General features: G+C 52.6%; 14 protein-coding genes. 6 read left to right on the top strand and 8 right to left on the bottom strand.

What is annotated here, in order from left to right:
• Positions 1-7 precede the first annotated feature (7 nt).
• The 7 genes from Z947_RS0110855 to Z947_RS0110825 all read right to left on the bottom strand — a co-directional run bounded on the left by Z947_RS0110855 (position 8) and on the right by Z947_RS0110825 (position 12,656).
• On the bottom strand, positions 8-511 hold the full coding sequence (locus tag Z947_RS0110855) for an antirestriction protein ArdA (RefSeq protein WP_025044333.1): 504 nt from the start codon (positions 509-511) through the stop codon (positions 8-10).
• Between the two features lie 309 nt (positions 512-820).
• Positions 821-1,951 (bottom strand): 5-methylcytosine-specific restriction endonuclease system specificity protein McrC, encoded by a 1,131-nt coding sequence (gene mcrC / locus Z947_RS0110850; RefSeq protein ID WP_025044332.1) that lies wholly within the window; start codon positions 1,949-1,951, stop codon positions 821-823.
• A complete protein-coding gene (locus tag Z947_RS21000; RefSeq protein WP_025044331.1) occupies positions 1,951-4,179 on the bottom strand; it encodes an AAA family ATPase in 2,229 nt (742 codons plus the stop codon). The genes mcrC and Z947_RS21000 overlap by 1 nt, the downstream gene beginning before the upstream one ends.
• Before the next feature lie 137 nt (positions 4,180-4,316).
• Positions 4,317-6,608 carry an AAA family ATPase gene (locus Z947_RS0110840; RefSeq protein WP_025044330.1) on the bottom strand — a complete coding sequence of 764 codons (2,292 nt, stop codon included), beginning with the start codon at positions 6,606-6,608 and terminating at the stop codon, positions 4,317-4,319.
• Between the two features lie 49 nt (positions 6,609-6,657).
• Positions 6,658-7,851 carry a GIY-YIG nuclease family protein gene (locus tag Z947_RS0110835; protein WP_025044329.1) on the bottom strand — a complete coding sequence of 398 codons (1,194 nt, stop codon included), beginning with the start codon at positions 7,849-7,851 and terminating at the stop codon, positions 6,658-6,660.
• Positions 7,844-9,898, bottom strand: coding sequence for a DEAD/DEAH box helicase (locus Z947_RS0110830; RefSeq protein ID WP_025044328.1), 2,055 nt, complete (start codon positions 9,896-9,898; stop codon positions 7,844-7,846). Before Z947_RS0110830 ends, Z947_RS0110835 begins: the two co-directional genes overlap by 8 nt.
• A 4-nt stretch (positions 9,899-9,902) precedes the next feature.
• On the bottom strand, positions 9,903-12,656 hold the full coding sequence (locus tag Z947_RS0110825; RefSeq protein ID WP_025044327.1) for a class I SAM-dependent DNA methyltransferase: 2,754 nt from the start codon (positions 12,654-12,656) through the stop codon (positions 9,903-9,905).
• Positions 12,657-13,250: 594 nt separating this feature from the next.
• Here Z947_RS0110825 and Z947_RS0110820 point away from each other — a divergent pair.
• Positions 13,251-14,390 (top strand): hypothetical protein, encoded by a 1,140-nt coding sequence (locus Z947_RS0110820; protein WP_156026646.1) that lies wholly within the window; start codon positions 13,251-13,253, stop codon positions 14,388-14,390.
• Here the strand turns inward: Z947_RS0110820 and Z947_RS0110815 are convergent.
• Positions 14,380-15,180, bottom strand: coding sequence for a hypothetical protein (locus Z947_RS0110815; protein WP_205623827.1), 801 nt, complete (start codon positions 15,178-15,180; stop codon positions 14,380-14,382). The two genes, Z947_RS0110820 and Z947_RS0110815, sit on opposite strands and share 11 nt — an antisense overlap.
• A 101-nt stretch (positions 15,181-15,281) precedes the next feature.
• Between Z947_RS0110815 and Z947_RS0110810 the strand changes: the two genes are divergently transcribed.
• Genes Z947_RS0110810 through Z947_RS0110790 form a run of 5 tightly spaced genes read left to right on the top strand, consistent with a single transcriptional unit; the run spans position 15,282 to position 19,141 of the window.
• Complete coding sequence (locus Z947_RS0110810) at positions 15,282-16,511, top strand: hypothetical protein (RefSeq protein ID WP_025044324.1); 1,230 nt, start codon at positions 15,282-15,284, stop codon at positions 16,509-16,511.
• A gap of 10 nt (positions 16,512-16,521) precedes the next feature.
• Positions 16,522-17,049 (top strand): hypothetical protein, encoded by a 528-nt coding sequence (locus Z947_RS0110805; protein ID WP_025044323.1) that lies wholly within the window; start codon positions 16,522-16,524, stop codon positions 17,047-17,049.
• Between the two features lie 3 nt (positions 17,050-17,052).
• Positions 17,053-17,427, top strand: coding sequence for a hypothetical protein (locus tag Z947_RS0110800; protein ID WP_025044322.1), 375 nt, complete (start codon positions 17,053-17,055; stop codon positions 17,425-17,427).
• Positions 17,424-17,729 (top strand): hypothetical protein, encoded by a 306-nt coding sequence (locus tag Z947_RS0110795; RefSeq protein ID WP_025044321.1) that lies wholly within the window; start codon positions 17,424-17,426, stop codon positions 17,727-17,729. Before Z947_RS0110800 ends, Z947_RS0110795 begins: the two co-directional genes overlap by 4 nt.
• On the top strand, positions 17,726-19,141 hold the full coding sequence (locus tag Z947_RS0110790) for a type IV secretory system conjugative DNA transfer family protein (protein WP_025044320.1): 1,416 nt from the start codon (positions 17,726-17,728) through the stop codon (positions 19,139-19,141). The genes Z947_RS0110795 and Z947_RS0110790 overlap by 4 nt, the downstream gene beginning before the upstream one ends.
• Positions 19,142-19,212: the final 71 nt, after the last annotated feature.

Below are 19,212 nucleotides of genomic sequence, written 5' to 3'. Positions count from 1 at the left end.
GGAACGTTTAACGGCAGGCGTAGACATAGCGGCCTCCTGCTACTGTTGCTTCACTAAATTCAACGCTTAGATCCCGAGCGATGGCATCAAAATCGATATAGTACTGCAGGCTTTCAGGGATTTCGCCGTAGAGACCTTCATCAACAAACTGCTCGGCCAGTTTGCGCAAAGTATCGACCGCATAGATATCAATACCTAGCTGGTCGGAGCTCTCGTCGGGATCGAAATTATACCCGCATTCCCCAACCGCGATAATAACGTTTACTTTTTCATGCGCCTCCCATGCATCGGCACATTTCAAAAAGTTGCCAAAATTTGCTTGGTTGATGCCAATGGCCTTTGCCAAATCACAGTCTATGGCTTCGCCGTCGATAAACTGAATTTCATACTCTTCGACCAGCTGGCCGTAATCGTTGCGGTTGGCTTTGGCCTTCGCGTCAAATTCTTCAACACTTTCAAAGTAAAATCCTGTGGCTGATAGGTCATAGGGTTGTGCATGTAATTGGGTCATTTTCTTCTCTCCTTAATGGGGTTGGGTTTCGCGTATGAAACCTTGCCCTTCGGCGAGAATGGGGGTGCAAACGGAGGGAAAAACCGGCGAAAGAAAATTGCCTTGTTGGGGGAAACCTTTAGGGGGAACCGACAAGGAAATTTTCTGTTCGATCTGTTTTTATCGAAGTGCGCCAGGGGCAAGGCCCCAAGTCTTACGCGAGGGATGGAAGCCGCATGGCCGAGACTTCAGGCTCGGTTCACGACAGCCCGACCCGTAGGGTGCGTTAAGAGTCTAATGTATCGAAAGAAAATAAGCTTTCTGAGTCCCTTAAGACGAAAGCAATGAACTGAGCGTCGGAATAGCTCTCAACTTTTCAACGACTTCCGCACTTGGTCGTGCCAAATCTATGGTGACGAAGCGAACACGGTGATTTTGAATAAGTGCAGTCTCATCTATTTCAACATCAATAGAGGGATAAAGCAGAATACCATCTGAACAGAGAGACATCGGATCATCAGAACGCTCCTGACTGCGAAGATACGCATAGAGCTGATAGATGTGCCCCGTTTTGAAGCGCTCGCCACCATATTGGGACTTTGTTAGGACATCGGTGAATTTCGTATCAATAATGACGCGCCGTTCTTCCTGAATATTCTCAAGAATGATGTCTGTTTCCATCGTAGGGAGGTATGAACTGATGCCAGACGAACTGGATACAACTGGCCATTTGAATTTCTTGCCGGGAAAGACACGCCATCCATCTTCGCGCTTGAGTTCTGCCGCAAAAAAGTTGGCAACTGCCTTCTCAAAGAGTTTTCGGAACTCGGTTTCGTCACGTTGGGACTTGAGCAATGTGCGCGTACCTACTTGCTCAGTCGGCAGCACGAGGTCAAATACGGCCTTTGCCAGTGATATCATCAAACGGTCGTCGCCCTCATGGCGTGCAATCTGGTCAGCAGCGATTTCAGTTCGCGAAGGCATAACGCTGCTCACACCTGCCCGACCAAGAGCATGGACGAGAGTTCGGCACCGATGGGCCAGCACAGCGTCCTCAAGACAACTGGGTAATCGCTCTAACGCCGCAAGAACCAGCCGGTTGCGCGGAGTATCCAAAGTCAGCTCGTCAAATCTGCATGCGACCTCGCCCCGCCGAAAAAGATCACGCGAAACACTCTCCAAGATATCGATACGCCCCCGCACTCGACGAAGTACGTCATGACGTCGCTGGTATCCAAAGCTCAGATTGCGTCTGAGACGCTTTTCAGTCGCATAGCAAAGAAGACGTGCAACCAGGGACTTAAAATCTGGGGACTCCTCAATTTCAGCTTCGAATCTGTCTTGAAATTGCGCAAGACCAGACGCGTACAGAAATAGTAGCCAGACATTGCGGAGAGGAATCTTGTCATAGGCAAGTTGCGCATCCAGCCCAGCAATCTGTTCTGCCTGCAAGGCTTCCATCAGTAGCCCTCTAGAAGCTTCCTAGTCGAACTTGCCGCTTTGTCGGGGTTGTCGAACCAATACTCTTCTAGAAGAGGGCCAATTTCCGTTTCGACGATCTGACGGAACCATTCAGCGGGATCACTGATTTTCTCGCCTAAAGCAGGCGTTACATAGCTGTGACCGATGCGGAATTGCGCACCAAGGGATCGGTCGGTCGCAATCTCCTCATTCAATTCATTCATCAAGTCTCGGATCTTCGTGACTGTGAGCTTTTCTAAGCCAGCCTGCTGCGCACACCAATTCATCCAGGAATCATTAAGCATTGTCTCTAACGTCACAAAGGCGAAACGTCTGCGCAACGCCAGATCGACCAACGCGAGGGAACGGTCTGCGATGTTCATAGTCCCGATGACATAGAGATTATCAGGAATATAGATGCGTTCACCGGCTTCATTGCGGTAGGCTAGTTCAATTGCCTCATCTTCGCGACGTTTGTCTTTCTCGAGAAGCGTGAGCATCTCACCGAAAATTTGTGCAGGATTGCCGCGATTGATCTCTTCGATGATGACGACAAAGGGGCGATCACGCTCTGCGCGGGCAGCCTCTACTGCTTCAAGAAAGACGCCATCTGTTAGCTTAAGCTGGCCATTCCCATCAGGTCGCCAACCGCGAACAAAATCCTCATAGGAAAGTGATGGATGAAACTGGATCACTCGCATCCGCTTGCGCGTAAGTTTTCGATCCTGGGTCCCAATCAGAGCATAGGCCAAGCGCTTCGCAAGCCAAGTTTTTCCAGTGCCAGGAGGGCCTTGCAGGATCAAATTCTTTTTTGACGAAAGCCTTGCTAACGCATCTTTTAGGTTTGCCTCAGGTAAGAAGCATCCATCCCCAATGATGTTGGCGACGTTGTAGGTTTCAAAGGTCGTTTCCTCGATATCCGCTTCGGCTTCTTCGTCGTCGATCTGCAAATCAGTGACCGTATCAGCGGCCTTTTGATATTTTTTCGCCCAGTATGGTTGGCGTAGAAAGAAATTATAGTCTTGCTTACTGTCACCGAACGCAAATTGGATTAAGCGACGAGCAAGGCTGTCAGACGCATCGGCCTCCACTAATGTGGTCCGGTAGGTGTAGAAATACCATTCCTTTGCTTCTTCGAGTCTTGTCCAGTCGACCTTGACGGTCTGTCCATCCTCTGTCGCTTCAATGATCGTTCCAATGGCTTTTATGCGCATGCAGGAAACTGGCTTATCCAGATTTTCGAATGGAAGGCCATATTTTTTCACAAATGAAGCTTTGATAGCGATGCGGTCACCAGCCTTCATTTGGGCCACGTTCTCCGCAAACTTTTCCTCATACCCGTTTTTCCAGACGCCTTCTTTTAGGAAACGCTCAGTCTGATCGCCATCATCACCCCAGGATGCGCCGACAAACCAGAAACGCCGCTCAGGATCATCGAACAACTCCGAGCTGATGTCCTGTAAGACTTCAGGTGCCGCTTCCTCATCGTCGATGGCTGAATCACGATAGCGGGCGTGAACGTCTTTGAAGAGCGCGACAGCACTTACATGGTCGAGGTAAGTTTCCCGTCCTTCCGGCGTTAAGATCCAGAAACCGCGTTTTTTGCTGTCAACCAATCCTGCCTTCGCTAGATAAAAGCGGGCCCATCCGACCTTGTTTTCGTATTTGGATTGGCCGTTCTTGTTCGTCTCTCTCAGTTCTGCTTCTGTGACATCTGCAAGCTCAACAACCTTTTCCATCACTTGGCGGGCTTCCGCTGATCCACCAAAATCACGAAGAGCGTCTAATACTGGCCCAAAGAACTGCACAAACTTTGGCCCTACGGAAGCAACTACCGTCTCTTCGTGGGTGTCGGGCAAGCCTAGGTTCTCTGGTGCGTCCGGAGCCCATTCAAACATTGCTTTTTGCTGTTTTTCGACGAAAGCCGCAGGATCATCAACCTCAAAGCCGAACTCTTTGGCCGCCGTGACAAACCCTTCTCGCGCCGTGCCATCTAACTTGCCGGTTTTCAAGTTTTTCTGATTAACGACTATAGCGCTAGGCATTGGCCAGCCACGTTTTGCCGCCAGTTGAACGAGATCACCCAAGTGTGTATTCATCTTGTAACGGACGTTCTGCCAAGCTGCGCCATTGGCCTTCGCCAAGTCGCCGTAGCTTATGAAACGGTGTTCACGTGCAGCTTCTAGGATAGCGCTATAAGTTGTCTGTAAATCTAGATTCTCTGTCATAATGCCTACAATAACGAATTCAAATGTGAGTTAGTAGTTTTCTCGAAGACTTATCAAGAAGTTATGACTGCGCTAAAAATCAAATATAATGAGACTTAAAATTCTTCCTCACGACTTCCAAAATTGGGCGTGTCAAATCATCCGCGTGAAGCAAAAAGAAGCGTTCTTTCAGCAAAATCAGTAAGCTCAGCATCATTGATCGCAGCTGTCTGCCAAGCAGGGTTGGTATCATGGTGAAACTGGTTTGCGTACGCGAGCAAAGCTCTCAGCTCAGTGATATCATTAGCGCCGAGAATTTGGCTATTCGTACCAAGTCTTTGTTCACATTTGCTGATGAATTTGCCGAGAAGCTGCCCTGGCGGGAAGTGCTCTGGACAAGCAACCCGCATGAATGCTTCCAATATATGGCGTAGGGCTGCTGCAACCTCACGCTCCCTTGCCGGATCGGCTGCGGTTAAATAGCCCCTAGCAAGTTCATGTCGCTTGTCGTTTTCTGACACGCTGTCATTCCGAACATCCCATACGGCAAGTTCAGAGCCGACCGCAGCCCTGTTCACGCGGAACGCCGTTGAGCCGTTTCTATCCGCTTGTTCCCAAAGACGGCAAAGAAAGGGTTTCGAATGCGAAAGCACGATTACCTGCTGAACGCGTTGAGATATTGCGAAAATTTCCTCGCGTGTGCGAAGAGTACGATGCTCATCAAGGCTGGTCATCGGGTCATCAATCACGACAATTTTATTAGCTAAATCAGGGTCTTGTTCCAGAGAGGTAAAAAAGAACGCGAGCGCCAACGTGTTTCGATCGCCTGCGCTGAGTGTATTCCTGAAAGATGGCCCTGTATCAGCACTAACGTTCACGTTCTGCTGATTTATCACAACGGAGTACGAGGCCGATGATCCAGAACGAGTGTTGACCGACTGTACTTCACCGAGCCGAAAAGATGCCGCGAACCGCCGAAGATAATCATTGATAGTCGCTTCGTAGGTTGGAAAAATTTGCTCGCGATAATGGTCAAGGGCTGCGCGGGCTTGCGTGCGCAGCCCCTCGGTTACGGTCTTTTCTGCCTTTTCGATCAGATAGGCATTGCAGTGTGGCACAACAGCGGGTTCGAAACGAGCCTTCTGCGCTTTGAATTTTACAAGGTCGTCAGTCAATGCTGCAAGGTCATCGGCTTGTGCCTGCTCCTTTACAATTTCGAGTTTCGCATTCGCGGATACCAAGCGTCCTGACAGCGCCACCACTTCCTCGATCCTCGCACGAAAATCGACGATCGCCTGGCGCGCTTCAGGGGTGAGCGCCATGGGCTCAAGCGGCGCTGAGGCTTTTGCGCGCAACTGTTCGAGAACGGCCTCACGGGCGGCGTTCCATTGCCGTGCAATAGCTGCTGTGTCGATGTCGACTTGGGGCAGTTCGGCAAAGTCTTTCCAGAATTCATGTACCTGAACCGCCGTGCGAATATCGCGCTCAAAGGCAGAGGAGATGTCACCACCATGGGCATCGCGCACGGATAGGCCCGTTTCCCGAATAGCAGCCTTCAGATCCTCATATGCTTGGGAGAAATAGGCGCGGTAATGCTCGATGAGTTGCGAACCGCCTAGATCTTGCGCGCAAAAAGGACAAATTTCAGCTGCCGGATCGGCGGACACTTGTTCGATGCGGGGCATGCCTTCAGATATCCAAGTCTCACCACCGCGACCAAGCTTTGCGAGGTGCGCCCGAACGCGTTCACCCGCTTCAGCTTCAAGGTTAGGCAAGCCGCGACTGAGAACAGCATCAATGGCTTCGATGTCAAAATCAGGAAGCAAAAAATCCTGAAATCCGGGTCGTTGCCGTATCGCGTCTGTAGAACGCGCGGCTGCCAGGCGTCGCTCGGCATCCTGTATCTTGGTATCGATATCTTCATCAGCTGCAAGACTGCAGAACGCATCCACATTGTACGAACCGCGAGCGTTTGCAGGTATGGCATCGCCAAGATCACGGAGTGCTGTATTGTGCTCTTCGATGCGGCGCACGTGCCCTTGTAGAGTGTTGTTGAGAGCAACGCCCTGAGCGCCAAGGATCAGCTCATGCAGCCCTTGCCGATGTGCCGATTGGACTTCGATCCCCGAGCAGACATTCGCAGAGACAAAAGCATCGTCAAAAATTGCGATATTTGTGAGGGGCTGAGTCCAAGCGCCATTCTGAAATATTGATTGTCCGGCTGTATGGCCGATGACGACATGTGGAGGGTGTTGTGAGCCAAGCCGCTGCCTTTCCTGGACTAAGGCAGGGTCACTGATCGCCAGTGATCGCAGTATGGCAGCAATAGTAGTCTTGCCGCGCCCATTCTCGCCATAGATCAGCGAAAAAGGTGTGAACGTAATCTGCTGGGGCGGGCTGACATTATCGAATTGCCCAATATTTCTTAACAGCTGTATGCGATCAATCATTGTCTAACCTTAAAAAAGGAATTTGAGAGGATGGCGTTTCGAGCAAAGTTTATGCCCCTCGCTTTGTTAGTTTTGCCCCTTGCGGATCATACCTGTAGCCTGAAATCGTGCCGTCCTTGATCCGTTCGACCGCTTCCTTGATCACAAAAAGCGGCACGAGAAACCATTCACGGGGCACGACAGGCCGTCCAAAACGATCCATGATTTCGATCTCAAGCCGTGCAGGTTCAAAGACGCGATGGATCAGGTTTTCTAGCTTGGTCCGATTGATGTTGTAGAGCTCGTAGGTCGCAACGATCTCGACATTGGCCATCAAGAACGTGGGTTGAAGTTGCGCCCCCGCGATGCGCTTTTCCACGCTCATGTTGGTCACACCAATCTTATGCACGAGCTCTCGATTATCCGCGACAAGGGGATGATCGGCCTTGCTGCGCAACACATAGATGGTGCCGCTTGCCTCGTCCCCGTCGATCGTCTGATCAGAAAATAGGGGCCCGGCGGTCGGCTCAGTGATCCGTCGCCCTGCTTCGTCCTTGTTCAAGGCGCGTTGCAACGAGCGCATCAGCATGTTGCTCTCGGTTCCATTGTCGAAGATCACTCGCAAGCGAGCGTCCGTGTGCCCTTTCTCATTAGAAAATTTTTCACCCATTTCCGCCACGTATGCTTTCTGGCCACCCACTATGAAAAACCGCCCAGGTTCAATTTCTGCTTTTAATTCGAAGCGGCGCGTTTCACGCAGGCTACTGCTCAGCTCCTTCTGCACCTGCTCGAAGAGTGGCTTGAAGGTCTCGAAGTCCTCGCATCTGTCACGGCTTGCAATTTCTTCAGCAGCCTTCTTCTCTGCCGTTGAGCGAACGTGCTTCAGCTCCGTGATCGGGGGGGCTTCGACCTCAATCCCAAGCTCGGCCAGGAGCGCATCATCATCAAGCTCTTCCGCGTCAGCCAATGGCACTTTTGCAGCACCAGTCAAAAGTCCTGTCTCATCCAAAGGCTCGACCAGCTCGCGGCATTCCTGAAGCTCACGAATGCGATCCAGCCGAACGGCGTAAAGGCGTTCGAAGATGTCACGCTCTTCGCTATGTTGCGGCTCGCGCTCGTGTTCCTCCGCAAAGCGCTTAATCTCTTCAAATCCTGCGATGATGCGTTCTTCGCGGGGTGTGCGCATGACGGCTTTCTTCGTCTCGACCTCGACGCCAAGCTCGGCCAGAAGCGCGTCATCTTCGTCAGTGAACTCTTTAACCATTGGCGGCCTCCTGCTTCATCCGCACAAGGTAAGCCACACCCTCAGCCATCTTTTTCTCCCAAGCATCAGAGGACGTAATATCTGGCAGGCGTCCGCGCTCCTGCTTGAACTTTGCAGCGCGTCGCGCCAGGTCTCGCGCCTCTTCAGGGGAGAGCTGTACTTTCTTAGCCGAAATCACGGCCGCAACCTGCTTGAGGCTTTCCTCGCTCATGGTCTTGGCCAGGATCGCATAGGCTTCACCGAAGGGATTGATCCGGTCGATCAGATCAATGTCGAGCTCTCGCACGTCCATCGCAAACTTACGCACACCGTCGATCAGCGCCGTGTTGCCGCTCACCTGGGCATCATCGGACGCAGCAAGCGCGACCTCTTTGGCTTTCTGCGTCAGGTTCAAGGCTGCGACAGCATGCTGGCGCACGGCCTCTTGATCCTCGGCATCGAGCTCGGGAAACTTCGCGCCAACGATCTTGCCCATGCGAACCTGCGTCAGCTCTTCAGGAACAAGCTCTTCATCGAACAGCCCGCGCTCGATCGTTGTCTTGTCCTGAACAAAGGCGGTGATCACCTCGTTCAAATCCTCTTGGCAAATGCGTGTGGCCTCTTTGCTCTTTGGCTCTGCCAGTCCCTTAATCTCGATCTGGAACTGGCCACTTTCTTCATTGAACCCAACGTTCTCTTTCTTGGGATCGTAACCGCCCTCGCCGTAGTCAAAGCCTTCGACCGGCCCGCTCTTGGGGCTCTTCGGTGTGAAGTTGAAACGCGGGGCAAGCACCTGTTCCATAAGCAAGCTGGCGGCGATCGCTTTCAGCGTATCGTTCACGGCCTCAGTGACCGCTGCTTCGGCTGCATCGGGCTCAGCGATTAGATTGGTGAAACGGGCGCGTGATTTGCCAATCGCATCGCGTGTCGCACGCCCAATGATCTGCACGATTTCGGTCAGGCTTGCCCGATAACCGACCGTCAACGCATGCTCGCACCAAATCCAGTCAAAGCCCTCTTTGGCCATCCCTAGGGCGATAATGATGTCCACGTGATCGCGGTTGTTCTTCTGCGCGGGGTCTTTCAGCGCGGCTGAAACCTTGTCCCGCTTGACCGCCTCATCATCCACCAGATCGGCAATCTTCAGAATTCGCCCCTCGGGCGTCTTCACAAGCTGAAAGCCGGTCTTAGGGTCTGAACCTTGCCAGTCGCCCAATGCGTCGATGATATGCTCGACCTCGCGGTGCTTGTCCTTCGTGCTTTCGCGCGAATTCACATTCGGGATGTGCAGGATCGTCTTCTCGGTCGGATCGAGCACCTTCAGGATGTCGTCGGCATAGGAGCCTGAGTAGAAGAAATACCCGATATCGAGCGTTTTCAGGTATTTATAGCCGTTCAACTGCTCGTAGTAAGTGTAGGTTATGGTGTCGAACTTGGCCTCATTCTCGGGCAACAAGATCGGGGCAGCATCACCGCGAAAATAGCTGCCGGTCATCGCAACGACATGCACGCGGTCACGAGATATGAATTCATTGAGCTGCTTGCCCAGAATATTATCATCACTAGCTGAGACGTGGTGGAACTCGTCCACGGCAATCAGCCGATCGTCGAACGCCTCGACCCCAAGCTTTTCCACGGCAAAGCGGAAGGTCGCATGGGTGCAAACAAGTATCTGATCGCCGCTCTCAAGAAATGCTGTGACTGATTTTACCTTCCCGCCGTCCGTTCCAGGCGAGTTGCAAAGGTTCCATTTTGGCGCAACCTGCCAATCATGGAAAAATCCAAACTTGCTCAGCGGTTCGTCATTGAAGCTCGCGCCAATCGACTTTTCCGGCACCACCACGATTGCCTGCTTGATCCCTTGGTTGGCCAGCTTGTCGAGCGCGATGAACATTAGCGCGCGGCTCTTACCAGAGGCAGGCGGTGACTTGATCAGAAGATACTGCTCGCCCCGCTTTTCAAACGCGCGCTCCTGCATCGCCCGCATGCCAAGCTCGTTCGATTTGGTCGAGCCGCCGTTTTGGGCGTAGGTCACGGAAACTGAGGGAACGCTTTTGATACTGGTCATCGGGCTATGCTTTCATTCTCGAATTGGTCTTGGTCAAATCCTTGGTGGTCATCTTGGTGTAGAGCTCAAAAAGCTTTTCTAGCCGCTCGGTGTCGTTGCGGAAGCGGCGACCGATATAGATGCGTTCAAGCGTCTCGTCGTTGCGGTCATGTGCGGCGCGCAGGTCGGCGGGCATCTTCTCGGGATCATAAAGATCAGCAATGGTCGCGGGAAAATGTGCTTCTCGCACCACAAGGATATCTTCAGCGCAGCGAGATAGGTCTTCCTTGTTCTTCTCGGTAAGCGGAGGCAGCGGGTATGTGTTCCATCCAAGCGTATTGGAATATGAGTAGTCTGTTCGTAACCTTCCACAAATCGTGTCTATCCAGGCCAAATGCAGCTTCGATGAAATAATGGCTAAAGCCCAAAGAGGCCCTTCGGGGATGTAAAATGCTTTATTTGTAGGAATGACGGTACGGTCGGCTAATCCGGCGGGGAAGTATTCACGGTTTTCAGAGGAAACAATCGGGACAAAAATCTTGGAGGCATCATCGCCCTTTCGCTCACGAAACTGATGCGGCTTGGCGGCGAGCTTATTAACAGCAGCGTCATTTGTTTCGAGCCTATCGCATCGAACGCTTTCAATCCGCTCTCGGACAACTGGATACTGGCTGACCTCATCAACTTCGTCATCAGATATCCAGAGACAGAAACGCTCCTTTCCGTTGATGTATTCAGTAGAGCCTAGGAAGCGCTTCACAAAACGCAAAGGAACACCGGTCTGCACGAGTAGGTCTTTATCTTCAGAATCGAGGATCAAACCCGCTGACTTTGAGTAATAGACACCATATTCCATGGGAATTTTAGTAAATAGCGGCTTCTTTTGCGCTGGCACTACGTTAATATCATGCTCAGTAAGATAGGGGTTTATGTTGGCAACTTCTCGTCTGTTGTCACCAGAATAAATCGATCTTGTTCCACCCTGTTCACGATCAACACCTGTCACCACCACGGTGACGCCAGCCTTGTTGGCAGCAAGATTTGCCCATTTGAACGAGGTATGGGCAAACCTGATCCTGAAGCCTCGCTGCTGAAGTAAGCCCCATGTGATTGGAACCTGTTGACCCTGACAAAGACTATTGGTGGAAACAAAGGCAAAAGGCGCATCACAAGCATCGTTGTACAAAGCTGCCTTCATCAACCATGCTCCAACATAGTCAACGTTTTTCCACTTGTTGGTTAATCCCGAGAACACATTTTGAAGGTCTTCCTTCTCTTGGGCTTCTTGCTTCCGAGCCCCTTTGAACGGAGGATTCCCGCAGATGTATGTTTCCCCGCCTTCATTATCAAAGTCGATCTGAGCCTGATCAAGTGGTGAAGCGAATAAATCATCAGCTTGATGTTTGACACCTGTTCCAGTGGGCGGGCAGACGCTCAGCCAATCAAGTTGCAAGGCGTTGCCGCAGGTGATCCAGTTCATTGCATCAAGCGGCAGAAACTCTGCCAAGGCTTCCTTCTGGCCGCGATAGGTCACGTCGCACTGATACTCGGCGATGATTAGCGCCAGCCGCGCGATTTCGGCAGGGAAATCGCGCAGCTCAATTCCACGAAAATTGGTGATCGGGATTTCCGTGCGCCGATCGGCTTCGTCCCTCAGTTCGTTGATTTCGGCCTCAATGGCGCGCATTTCCTTGTAGGCAATGACAAGGAAATTGCCCGATCCACAGGCCGGATCGAAAACCCTGATTTTGGCCATGCGGTTGCGCAGGTTTAGCAGCTTGCGAGGATTGTCCCCTGCCTCTTCCAGCTTCTCTCGCAGATCATCAAGAAAGAGCGGATTGAGCACCTTCAGGATGTTCGGCACGGATGTGTAGTGCATGCCAAGCGCGCCGCGCTCTTCATCATCCGCCACGGCCTGGATCATCGATCCAAAGATATCGGGGTTGATCTTTGTCCAGTCGAGGCTGCCGATATGGATCAGGTAAGACCGCGCTATCTTGGAAAAACGCGGCACGTCCGTGCTGCCCGAAAACAGCCCGCCGTTCACGTATGGAAAGACATTCGCCCAACGGGCAATACCTGCCGCCATGCGATCGTCGGCCTTGGTGTTCATGGCACGGAAAAGCTCGCTGATCACCTCATCGGTGTTCGAGCTATCCCTCTCGCTCATTCGCTCGATCGTTCCCGTGAACTGATCGGGTTCGGTGAAGATGTCAGTGTCTTCGGCAAAGAAACAGAAGATCAGCCGCGCCATGAAGTGGTTCATGTCATGGCGGCGCGCGGCCGTGCCCCATTCGGGGTTGTCCTTCAACAGCTCGACATAGAGCCGGTTGAGACGGCCGGTTGCCTTGATGTCAAAGGCGCTCTCTCGGATTTGCTTGACGGTGCTGATCCCTGCCAAGGGCAGGAAGAAGCCAAAGTAATCGGGAAAGTCAGTGTAGGCGCAAGCGATCGTCTCGCCCGTGGTCAGGTCTTCGGCCTCAAGATCGGTGCCATCGGTGGCCAGCACGAATTTCGCCTTGGCCTTTGTGGTAGCAGGGCTGGCCTTGAGCTGCGCTAGTGTCGTTGTGACTTCACCTTCAGCGCAAACCTTTAGGTGGATGTTGTTGGTCTGAAGTATGCCGCCCTGGTCGGACTTGTTAGATGATCCGCTTTGCAGGCGTTTGATTGTCGTGGCCTTGTTGCCAAATGCCAGCAGGAACGCAAAGGGGAACTCAGTTGCGTCAAATGGCTGTTCGGCAAGTGCGGAAATCGCTTCTTCGATCTCAACTGCATTCATGCTGCTCTGCGCCCCCTAACGCCTCAAATTGGTTGTCTTCTTTTTTACAACCATAACAGGCGGCCTGATGGCCTGCATCAGCAAATCTAACCATAAGCGATCTATCCACAGCCATCAGCGTATCTAGCGATGTTTGTGTTCGACCGGCCAAACGGTTGCTTCCATGGAATGGTCATAGGGTTTCAAGGGGCGGCTATACGCCCTTTCTCCAATGAGTGCAGGCAGAGTAAAATCTCCCTGTGAGGGGGTAGCTGTTGATACGGTCTGATGGTTGGGATGGGCTTAAGGTCCTGATCTGGCCACCTGCAAGAGGGATGCAACGGGAGAGCGCTAGCGTCTCCCTTGCCAAGTGGTGGGGTCTGCCCCCACACATCTTGCCTTACCTCACCTTTCCTTCGCACTAGGTTTTGGTACGCCTTTGGAAGCCACGCAATACAGTAAAAGGCGTTCGCAAGTCTTTATCTAAGGAGCCAAATTGAGCTTCCAGTCGCTGGACTGCTTTCGGATAGTCATTGGATTACTTCTTGTATTGACTGATATCTACGGCAAGATTGCTTGTTACCGCAGTCTCATGCAACTGCCGGGGAGAAAGTGTTGGATCATCAGTCAATCTTGTTAGAAAACTTCGCAAGGACGAGGCTCGGAACAAGCGTCTTTCAACCAGATGCCGATGACCCTAATACACACATTTTCCAAGTGTCTTTAGAGAGCGCCTTCGAGCAATTTAGATGGACATCAGAGGCGACCAAAGGCGCGAACGAAAGTTTCAAGATTAACGCTGGGTTCCTTGATACCTTCTCGCCCAACGCCCTCGCTGACCGCTTCGAAGAAGAGTATTTTCTCGGCATCCACGTTGCGCTCTTCGTCGCCATTAACGAATTTGCCATGTTCTGCTTTGCTCAGCAGGAATTCTTCCCCGATCTAGGTGACGCGTCTAAAGAATCGTCGCCCAAACCTTGGAACGAACAGCTTCCCGGCATCTGGTTATTGGACAACACGCTGAAGGGTGGCGGTGTTGATTATGAGCATAGCAAACATCTGATCCCAACAGACCCACAACGCTATATTTCGTCGCAACTTCTCGCCTTCTTGATGACACGGTTTGTGTGGCTGCATGAACTGGCGCATTGCTTCAATGGTCATGTCGATTTGGTGCAGAATCTCGATATTGCTTTGCGCCTTCACGAATTGCCTCAAGAACTAAGCCTAGCAGGCAAATCAAAAGATCAAGCGCGGTCGCTTACTGACGAACAGAAGCAAATCCTTCGTTGCTTGGAACTAGATGCCGACGAGTCGGCCTTTTTCGCAAGTTGCGCTGTCCAGATGCGGAACATGGAGAACATTGAGGGAATCCGCGAACTCGAACCAGATGTAGCGCTCCGCCTCACTGTTTTCGCCTCATATGCAATGGTTTGGTTGTTTGATGCGTTTCAGGACTACGCCAAGACTGCCTTGGGCGACACTCATCCTGCGCCGTCATTGCGCCTGCAAAACCTCCTGCAAACAGCCCAAAACAGGCTATTCGCCGAAAGCAACGACTTTGAGCAATTTCACGGCAAGGCGCTGCAGGAATTCGACCCGATCAAGAAGGCGATACCGGGAATGTTTGAGTTCGGGACACTACGAGAGATGGCCCATTCTGATGAATTGGCGACGGAACTTGAGCAGCTTGAACCCAAACGCGCTGAAGTGTCATCAATGCTACGCCCCTATGAGTTCAGCGTCAAACGCTGACGGGATTGATGAACTCGACGTCAAAGCGCATGACGTGAACATCAGTTTCTGGCGTTTCTTGAACGAACTGGGCCAAGAGCGATATCTCTGATCTGCTGAGCGGAACTTCATCCATCAAGGATTTGGCAAACACCGACGGAAACTGGCGGGTAGACTGAAACGCAAAAAACTGGCTTACGCCATCATCTGAGCTTTCATCAAGACTTCCAAAATCACCCGCTTCGGTCATTCCAGGCATGTGAATCAGGCCTCTGTCAGCAGACCAGTCCGCCTCGATACATCCCCATCCTTGTGGAGATTTCTGGATGCCAAGCAGATACCTCCCCTGATGCTGAGACGTGAACTCCAAGCGAAAGCTTTGCCCAAGTGGAAATTTGCAATGAGCTTTCCTGCTCGGACGGTTGGCAACAACCAACCCTAATCCAAAGATATTAACGGGAATCAGCCTGCCAGATTTCATATCCGTGCGGCCACATAGAGTTTTTCTCAATGCGCGGTGCTCTCCAAGGCGCATTGCGTCTTCGAGATCAGCGAGCGGTCCTTTCAGAAGAACCTCAATATCGCTGTTGCTTTGGTTGGGTAGTGTTTCGGCGAACAGTGACAGAAGCTTATCAATACGTTTGGGTGGAATCGTTCCTGCGTCCTGACCGGCTGTCTCCTTTGACCAAAAACGGACAGCGTCCTCTGAAATATCGAACTCACCTGCAATATCGGCCAAGTTTTCAAACCTGCCGTAGCTATTGAGTAGCTTTAGTTTCGCCAACAACTGTGGAACAATAAACGTTGACACCTGTACCAAGCTTTCTACCAGAATCCGAATTCTCTGGGAGTGAAGGTAAAGGATAAATGGGCCATCCGAGAAGGGGTTAATCCCCTTCAAAGGAAAATCCCATGTCTACAAATTCGAACTCTCCTGATCACCTGCCTGATTTGGAAAAACCTGGCTACATCCGCCATGCGATGGCGGGCATACCTTTGCTCGCCACTCTGATGCTGGCAGTCGGCCTTTATCAACTTGGCATCGCTGACGGCGGGGCTCTCGGCCTTGCCAAAATCGCCGTGATTTCCATCGCCGCATTTATCGTCAGCTATACCCTCTATCGCCTGGCAATAGAAAAAGGGGCGACGCTGTCCTCACGCGGTTACAAAGGCGCTACGGCGTTGAGCGGCATGACAACCCTGCTTGTCGGTCTCGTGTTCTTTCTCACCACGACGGTTGGTCTGATTATTCAGGCCTGCGAAGAGTTGCGCCTACAAGACCACCAGACTGAACTCGTACAATATGTCGATGACAGAAGTGCCAGTGCGGCTCAAACTACACGCGCGGTTCCAGTCGTCGCAGCAATCAAGTCAGATTTGGGTTCAAAAGCCCAATGCGAAATCCAATCGTCTTGCGTTTCGTCAAAGGGATCTGGTGGCTATGGCTCAACGGCCCGGATGCTCCAAACGCTGGAATCGCGTGCGGCGACAATCAGCGATGCCGCAGGCGAAGGTCTCACAAGTCGTGATGCAATTCTCACGGCACTGGACGACCACATCATCAAGATGGATGAGATACTGGCCGATGAAGGCACAAGCATCTGGTCCCGCCGCGTTGCTTTGCGGAAAGCTGATGGCGAACTGGGTGGTTTACTGAATGAGCTTGATGAAGCCGTTCCAGTCTCACTCATGGCTGCCTATGCTGGCGAATTGCGTTCTGGCGTTTCAATGCCCCAAAGCCCAGATGTCGGCGAAACCATCAATGGCATTCTGAGAGGCTATGCCAGCAATTTGGACGCGGTCGGACTTGATGTTCAAAAAACGTCAGCAGAACGGCCCGAATTCCCGGCCAGAACCGGTGCGTTGCAAACGTTCGGCTATGCGGCTGACTTTGCCCCTATCGTCCTGCTGGCGTTTCTCATCGACTTGGTGCTGCCCCTATCTTTGTGGGCTTATACACTGATGGGTCTGGATTGGCTGGCATTCCAGCGCAACCCTTCACGTAAGAAGGCGCAAAGGGATCGCAGTGACTTTGATGATCTAACCGAGTTGCAGGTGTTGGACGTGCCCAAGCGTGTGAACGGCCATGCTGAACCACGCTCTTCACACCGCACATCATCTACGCACCGCAAGAGCAATTGAGGAGATCATGATGTTTGACCTCAACTCCTCGGCCATTCCCGGCGGCGTGGTCGTCGCCGGGGTTTTCGTGGCGGTAGTTTTTGGCGCAGGCCTTGGGCCATTGATCGCTGACAGAACCATCGCCGCCTCTGGCTGGCCTGTGATCTGCGAAACTCGTCTACGAGAAGGTCAGGTGTCGCAATCGCACGGCACCTCGTCAGCCCCAGACATTTCCTGCGGCGACATCACGGATGCCATCGGCAACGGCAGTGAAGCCCTATGCAATCTTGGCGGTGATCTCCTGATCGATTTGATGAAACTTGGCACGAAACTTGACCCTCAAACTGCCATTCGTGAACGTGCGGCAAACCGTGCCTCGCGTATCGCTGAACTTGCCCCAACCAAGTGCGCCTGCGCCGCCAAGACCGTTGCATCCGACAGATGGGGTTGGGGTCTTTACGCAGCCACAGGTCGCCTCATGGGCGGCCCTGATGATCTCAACGCCGACCTGACACAAGCGCTGCACGGCTCAGCTTGCGCCATGAAACTGGAGGATTGAGTGATGATTATCGGCTCATATGACATTTATCCAGGCCTGCTGGAGACGCACAACGACAGCTACACGTTATCACGTGGCACGCACGTGTCGGCGCGGCGTCCGTTCGTTGCAGGTGGCGTGATGTTGTCCATCCTGTTGGGTGGTTTTGGAATGGCCTTTCATGACCTGCTTTACGTTCATGAGTGGGGTGTTCTGGCTGCGTCTATCGCTGCGTTCCTGACCGCAGGGTTGAACGTCGGGCAATTGACTTTGGTGAACCGCGAATTGCGCGGGTCTGACCTTTCGACTGCGCTCTGGGGCACATACGGCCATCTCAACCTCATCCGCCGTGAAATCGCCACTGCGATCATGGAAAGTGATGGGAGGGTGACACAATGACCCCCACAGGACCTGGCCTCCGTACCATCATCCGCATCAATCTCAATTTCTTCTTCGGAACAGTTTTGTGTGCCGTCGCCTGGCTCGCCTGGCCAGATACCAAGGAAGCTTGGCGCATGGGGCTGATCGCCATCATCTATGGCCTTGGCGGCGTCTGTATGATCCTCAAAAGCTTCATCGAAATTATCCAGTATCTGTTCCGCGACCGCGCCGTGAACAAGTTTCAGCGCCAAGGTCGCGCCCCTCAAGCGGATCGATTGGCGGACAACGACGCTCTGCGCAAATCAGGGATGATCAAATGAGTTTTCCGTTTTTCAAAGGCCTGCGCAAAGAGCATCTTGAAACTGGCCAAGGACGCCTAATCGGAGAAACCTTCGATGGCTCTCCGATCTGGGCACCCAAAGGCCATTCATTGCTTCTAAGCGCAAATGGCGGTGGCAAATCGACCTGTGGTGCTTTGCCTTGGCTCTATTCGATGATCGCTTCCAATCCGACAAAAGCCGTCGCTGTCTTTGACAGTAAGAACGGAGAAATCGCGGCACAGACGGCGAAGATGATCGCCGGATATGGGCGCAAGGTTTCCATCATCGACGACATGGGCGTTATGGGCGCGGACAATCCGTATCGCGTGTCGCTGAACCCGCTGGGCGCGGTGGTAGCGTCTTTTCAACGGCAAGAGGGCGATCTGGTTTTCTCCAGTGAGAACGCGAACGTTGCCCTAGTGCCCGAACCTGAGCGGGACGAACGCAATGCCTATTGGCGTCAGGAACCGCGCACACTGATCGAGTTTGCCACTTACGTGCTGATGAAGCGCAACCCGCGTCTTGCGATCCCCGGCGGGGTCTGGGCGCTACTTGGCAACCCAAAGATGTTGCGCAAGTTCGCTGAGATCGAGGTCAGCGAAGGCGACGAAATGCTCAAGGTGCTGGCGATGAACGTGCTCGAGATGTCCAGCCACGAACACTTTGCACAGCACCGCTCATCTGCCTTGAAATCCCTGCGCATCTTTGCCGCTGGTACGCGGTTGAATCTGGCGGGGTCAGGCGCAAGGCTGACCCATGCCGACCTGATCCAGCAAGGATATATAATCTTTATCGTGGGTCCACAGGCCTATATGAGCCGACTTGGTGCCTATTATGCGCTCCATATCTTGGCTTTCAATGAAGCGCTTTATCAAGGTGCAGGTGGTCTCTTTCAAATTCTGGACGAGTTCACAAATGCGCCTCTAAAGCCGCTGGTGGAATCTCTCACCACGCTGCGGGCGTTTGGTGCTGAATGCCACATGATCGCGCAATCGCGTTCAGAGATTGAGCGACGGTTTGGCAAACTCGAAGTCGAGACCATCGAAGAAAACGCCATCGTTAAGCAGTGGTTCGGGTTTAGCTCTTTTGCTGAGGCAGAACGCATCTCAAAAGCCATCGGCGAAGAGTTCGTTATCAATTCCAGCCTCGGCTCGGACAACAAGGACCTACGCCTGCAATTCAACTATCAGACTGGCAAGGAACGCCAACTCACGCCCAACCGCCTGATGGCGATGCCATCAGATGAACAACTCATCCATGTCAAAGGCATCGGGTTCATTCATGCCAAAAAAATCGGCCAGCAGAATATTGCGCCCTTTTGTTTTGATGTCTCCCCAAACCCGCTGGAAGGCGGGGTGCTGCCGCCTGATCCGCGCATCACGTTGACCGTTCCAAAGGCGGGTGACGCGTGACCCGCCTGTTGAGATATCTCAGTCTGTTCATCTGGCTGGGTGGGGCTTCAGCGCTCTACGGCGTCTATGCC

The organism is Sulfitobacter geojensis (assembly GCF_000622325.1).
GTDB classification, from domain to species: domain Bacteria; phylum Pseudomonadota; class Alphaproteobacteria; order Rhodobacterales; family Rhodobacteraceae; genus Sulfitobacter; species Sulfitobacter geojensis.
This window is presented reverse-complemented; position numbering and strand designations above follow the sequence as displayed.

Coding starts and splice junctions, on each gene's coding strand:
- Z947_RS0110855 (WP_025044333.1), bottom strand. CDS start 511: ATGACCCAATTACATGCACAACCCTATGACCTATCAGCCACAGGATTT.
- mcrC (WP_025044332.1), bottom strand. CDS start 1,951: ATGGAAGCCTTGCAGGCAGAACAGATTGCTGGGCTGGATGCGCAACTT.
- Z947_RS21000 (WP_025044331.1), bottom strand. CDS start 4,179: ATGACAGAGAATCTAGATTTACAGACAACTTATAGCGCTATCCTAGAA.
- Z947_RS0110840 (WP_025044330.1), bottom strand. CDS start 6,608: ATGATTGATCGCATACAGCTGTTAAGAAATATTGGGCAATTCGATAAT.
- Z947_RS0110835 (WP_025044329.1), bottom strand. CDS start 7,851: ATGGTTAAAGAGTTCACTGACGAAGATGACGCGCTTCTGGCCGAGCTT.
- Z947_RS0110830 (WP_025044328.1), bottom strand. CDS start 9,898: ATGACCAGTATCAAAAGCGTTCCCTCAGTTTCCGTGACCTACGCCCAA.
- Z947_RS0110825 (WP_025044327.1), bottom strand. CDS start 12,656: ATGAATGCAGTTGAGATCGAAGAAGCGATTTCCGCACTTGCCGAACAG.
- Z947_RS0110810 (WP_025044324.1), top strand. CDS start 15,282: ATGTCTACAAATTCGAACTCTCCTGATCACCTGCCTGATTTGGAAAAA.
- Z947_RS0110805 (WP_025044323.1), top strand. CDS start 16,522: ATGTTTGACCTCAACTCCTCGGCCATTCCCGGCGGCGTGGTCGTCGCC.
- Z947_RS0110800 (WP_025044322.1), top strand. CDS start 17,053: ATGATTATCGGCTCATATGACATTTATCCAGGCCTGCTGGAGACGCAC.
- Z947_RS0110795 (WP_025044321.1), top strand. CDS start 17,424: ATGACCCCCACAGGACCTGGCCTCCGTACCATCATCCGCATCAATCTC.
- Z947_RS0110790 (WP_025044320.1), top strand. CDS start 17,726: ATGAGTTTTCCGTTTTTCAAAGGCCTGCGCAAAGAGCATCTTGAAACT.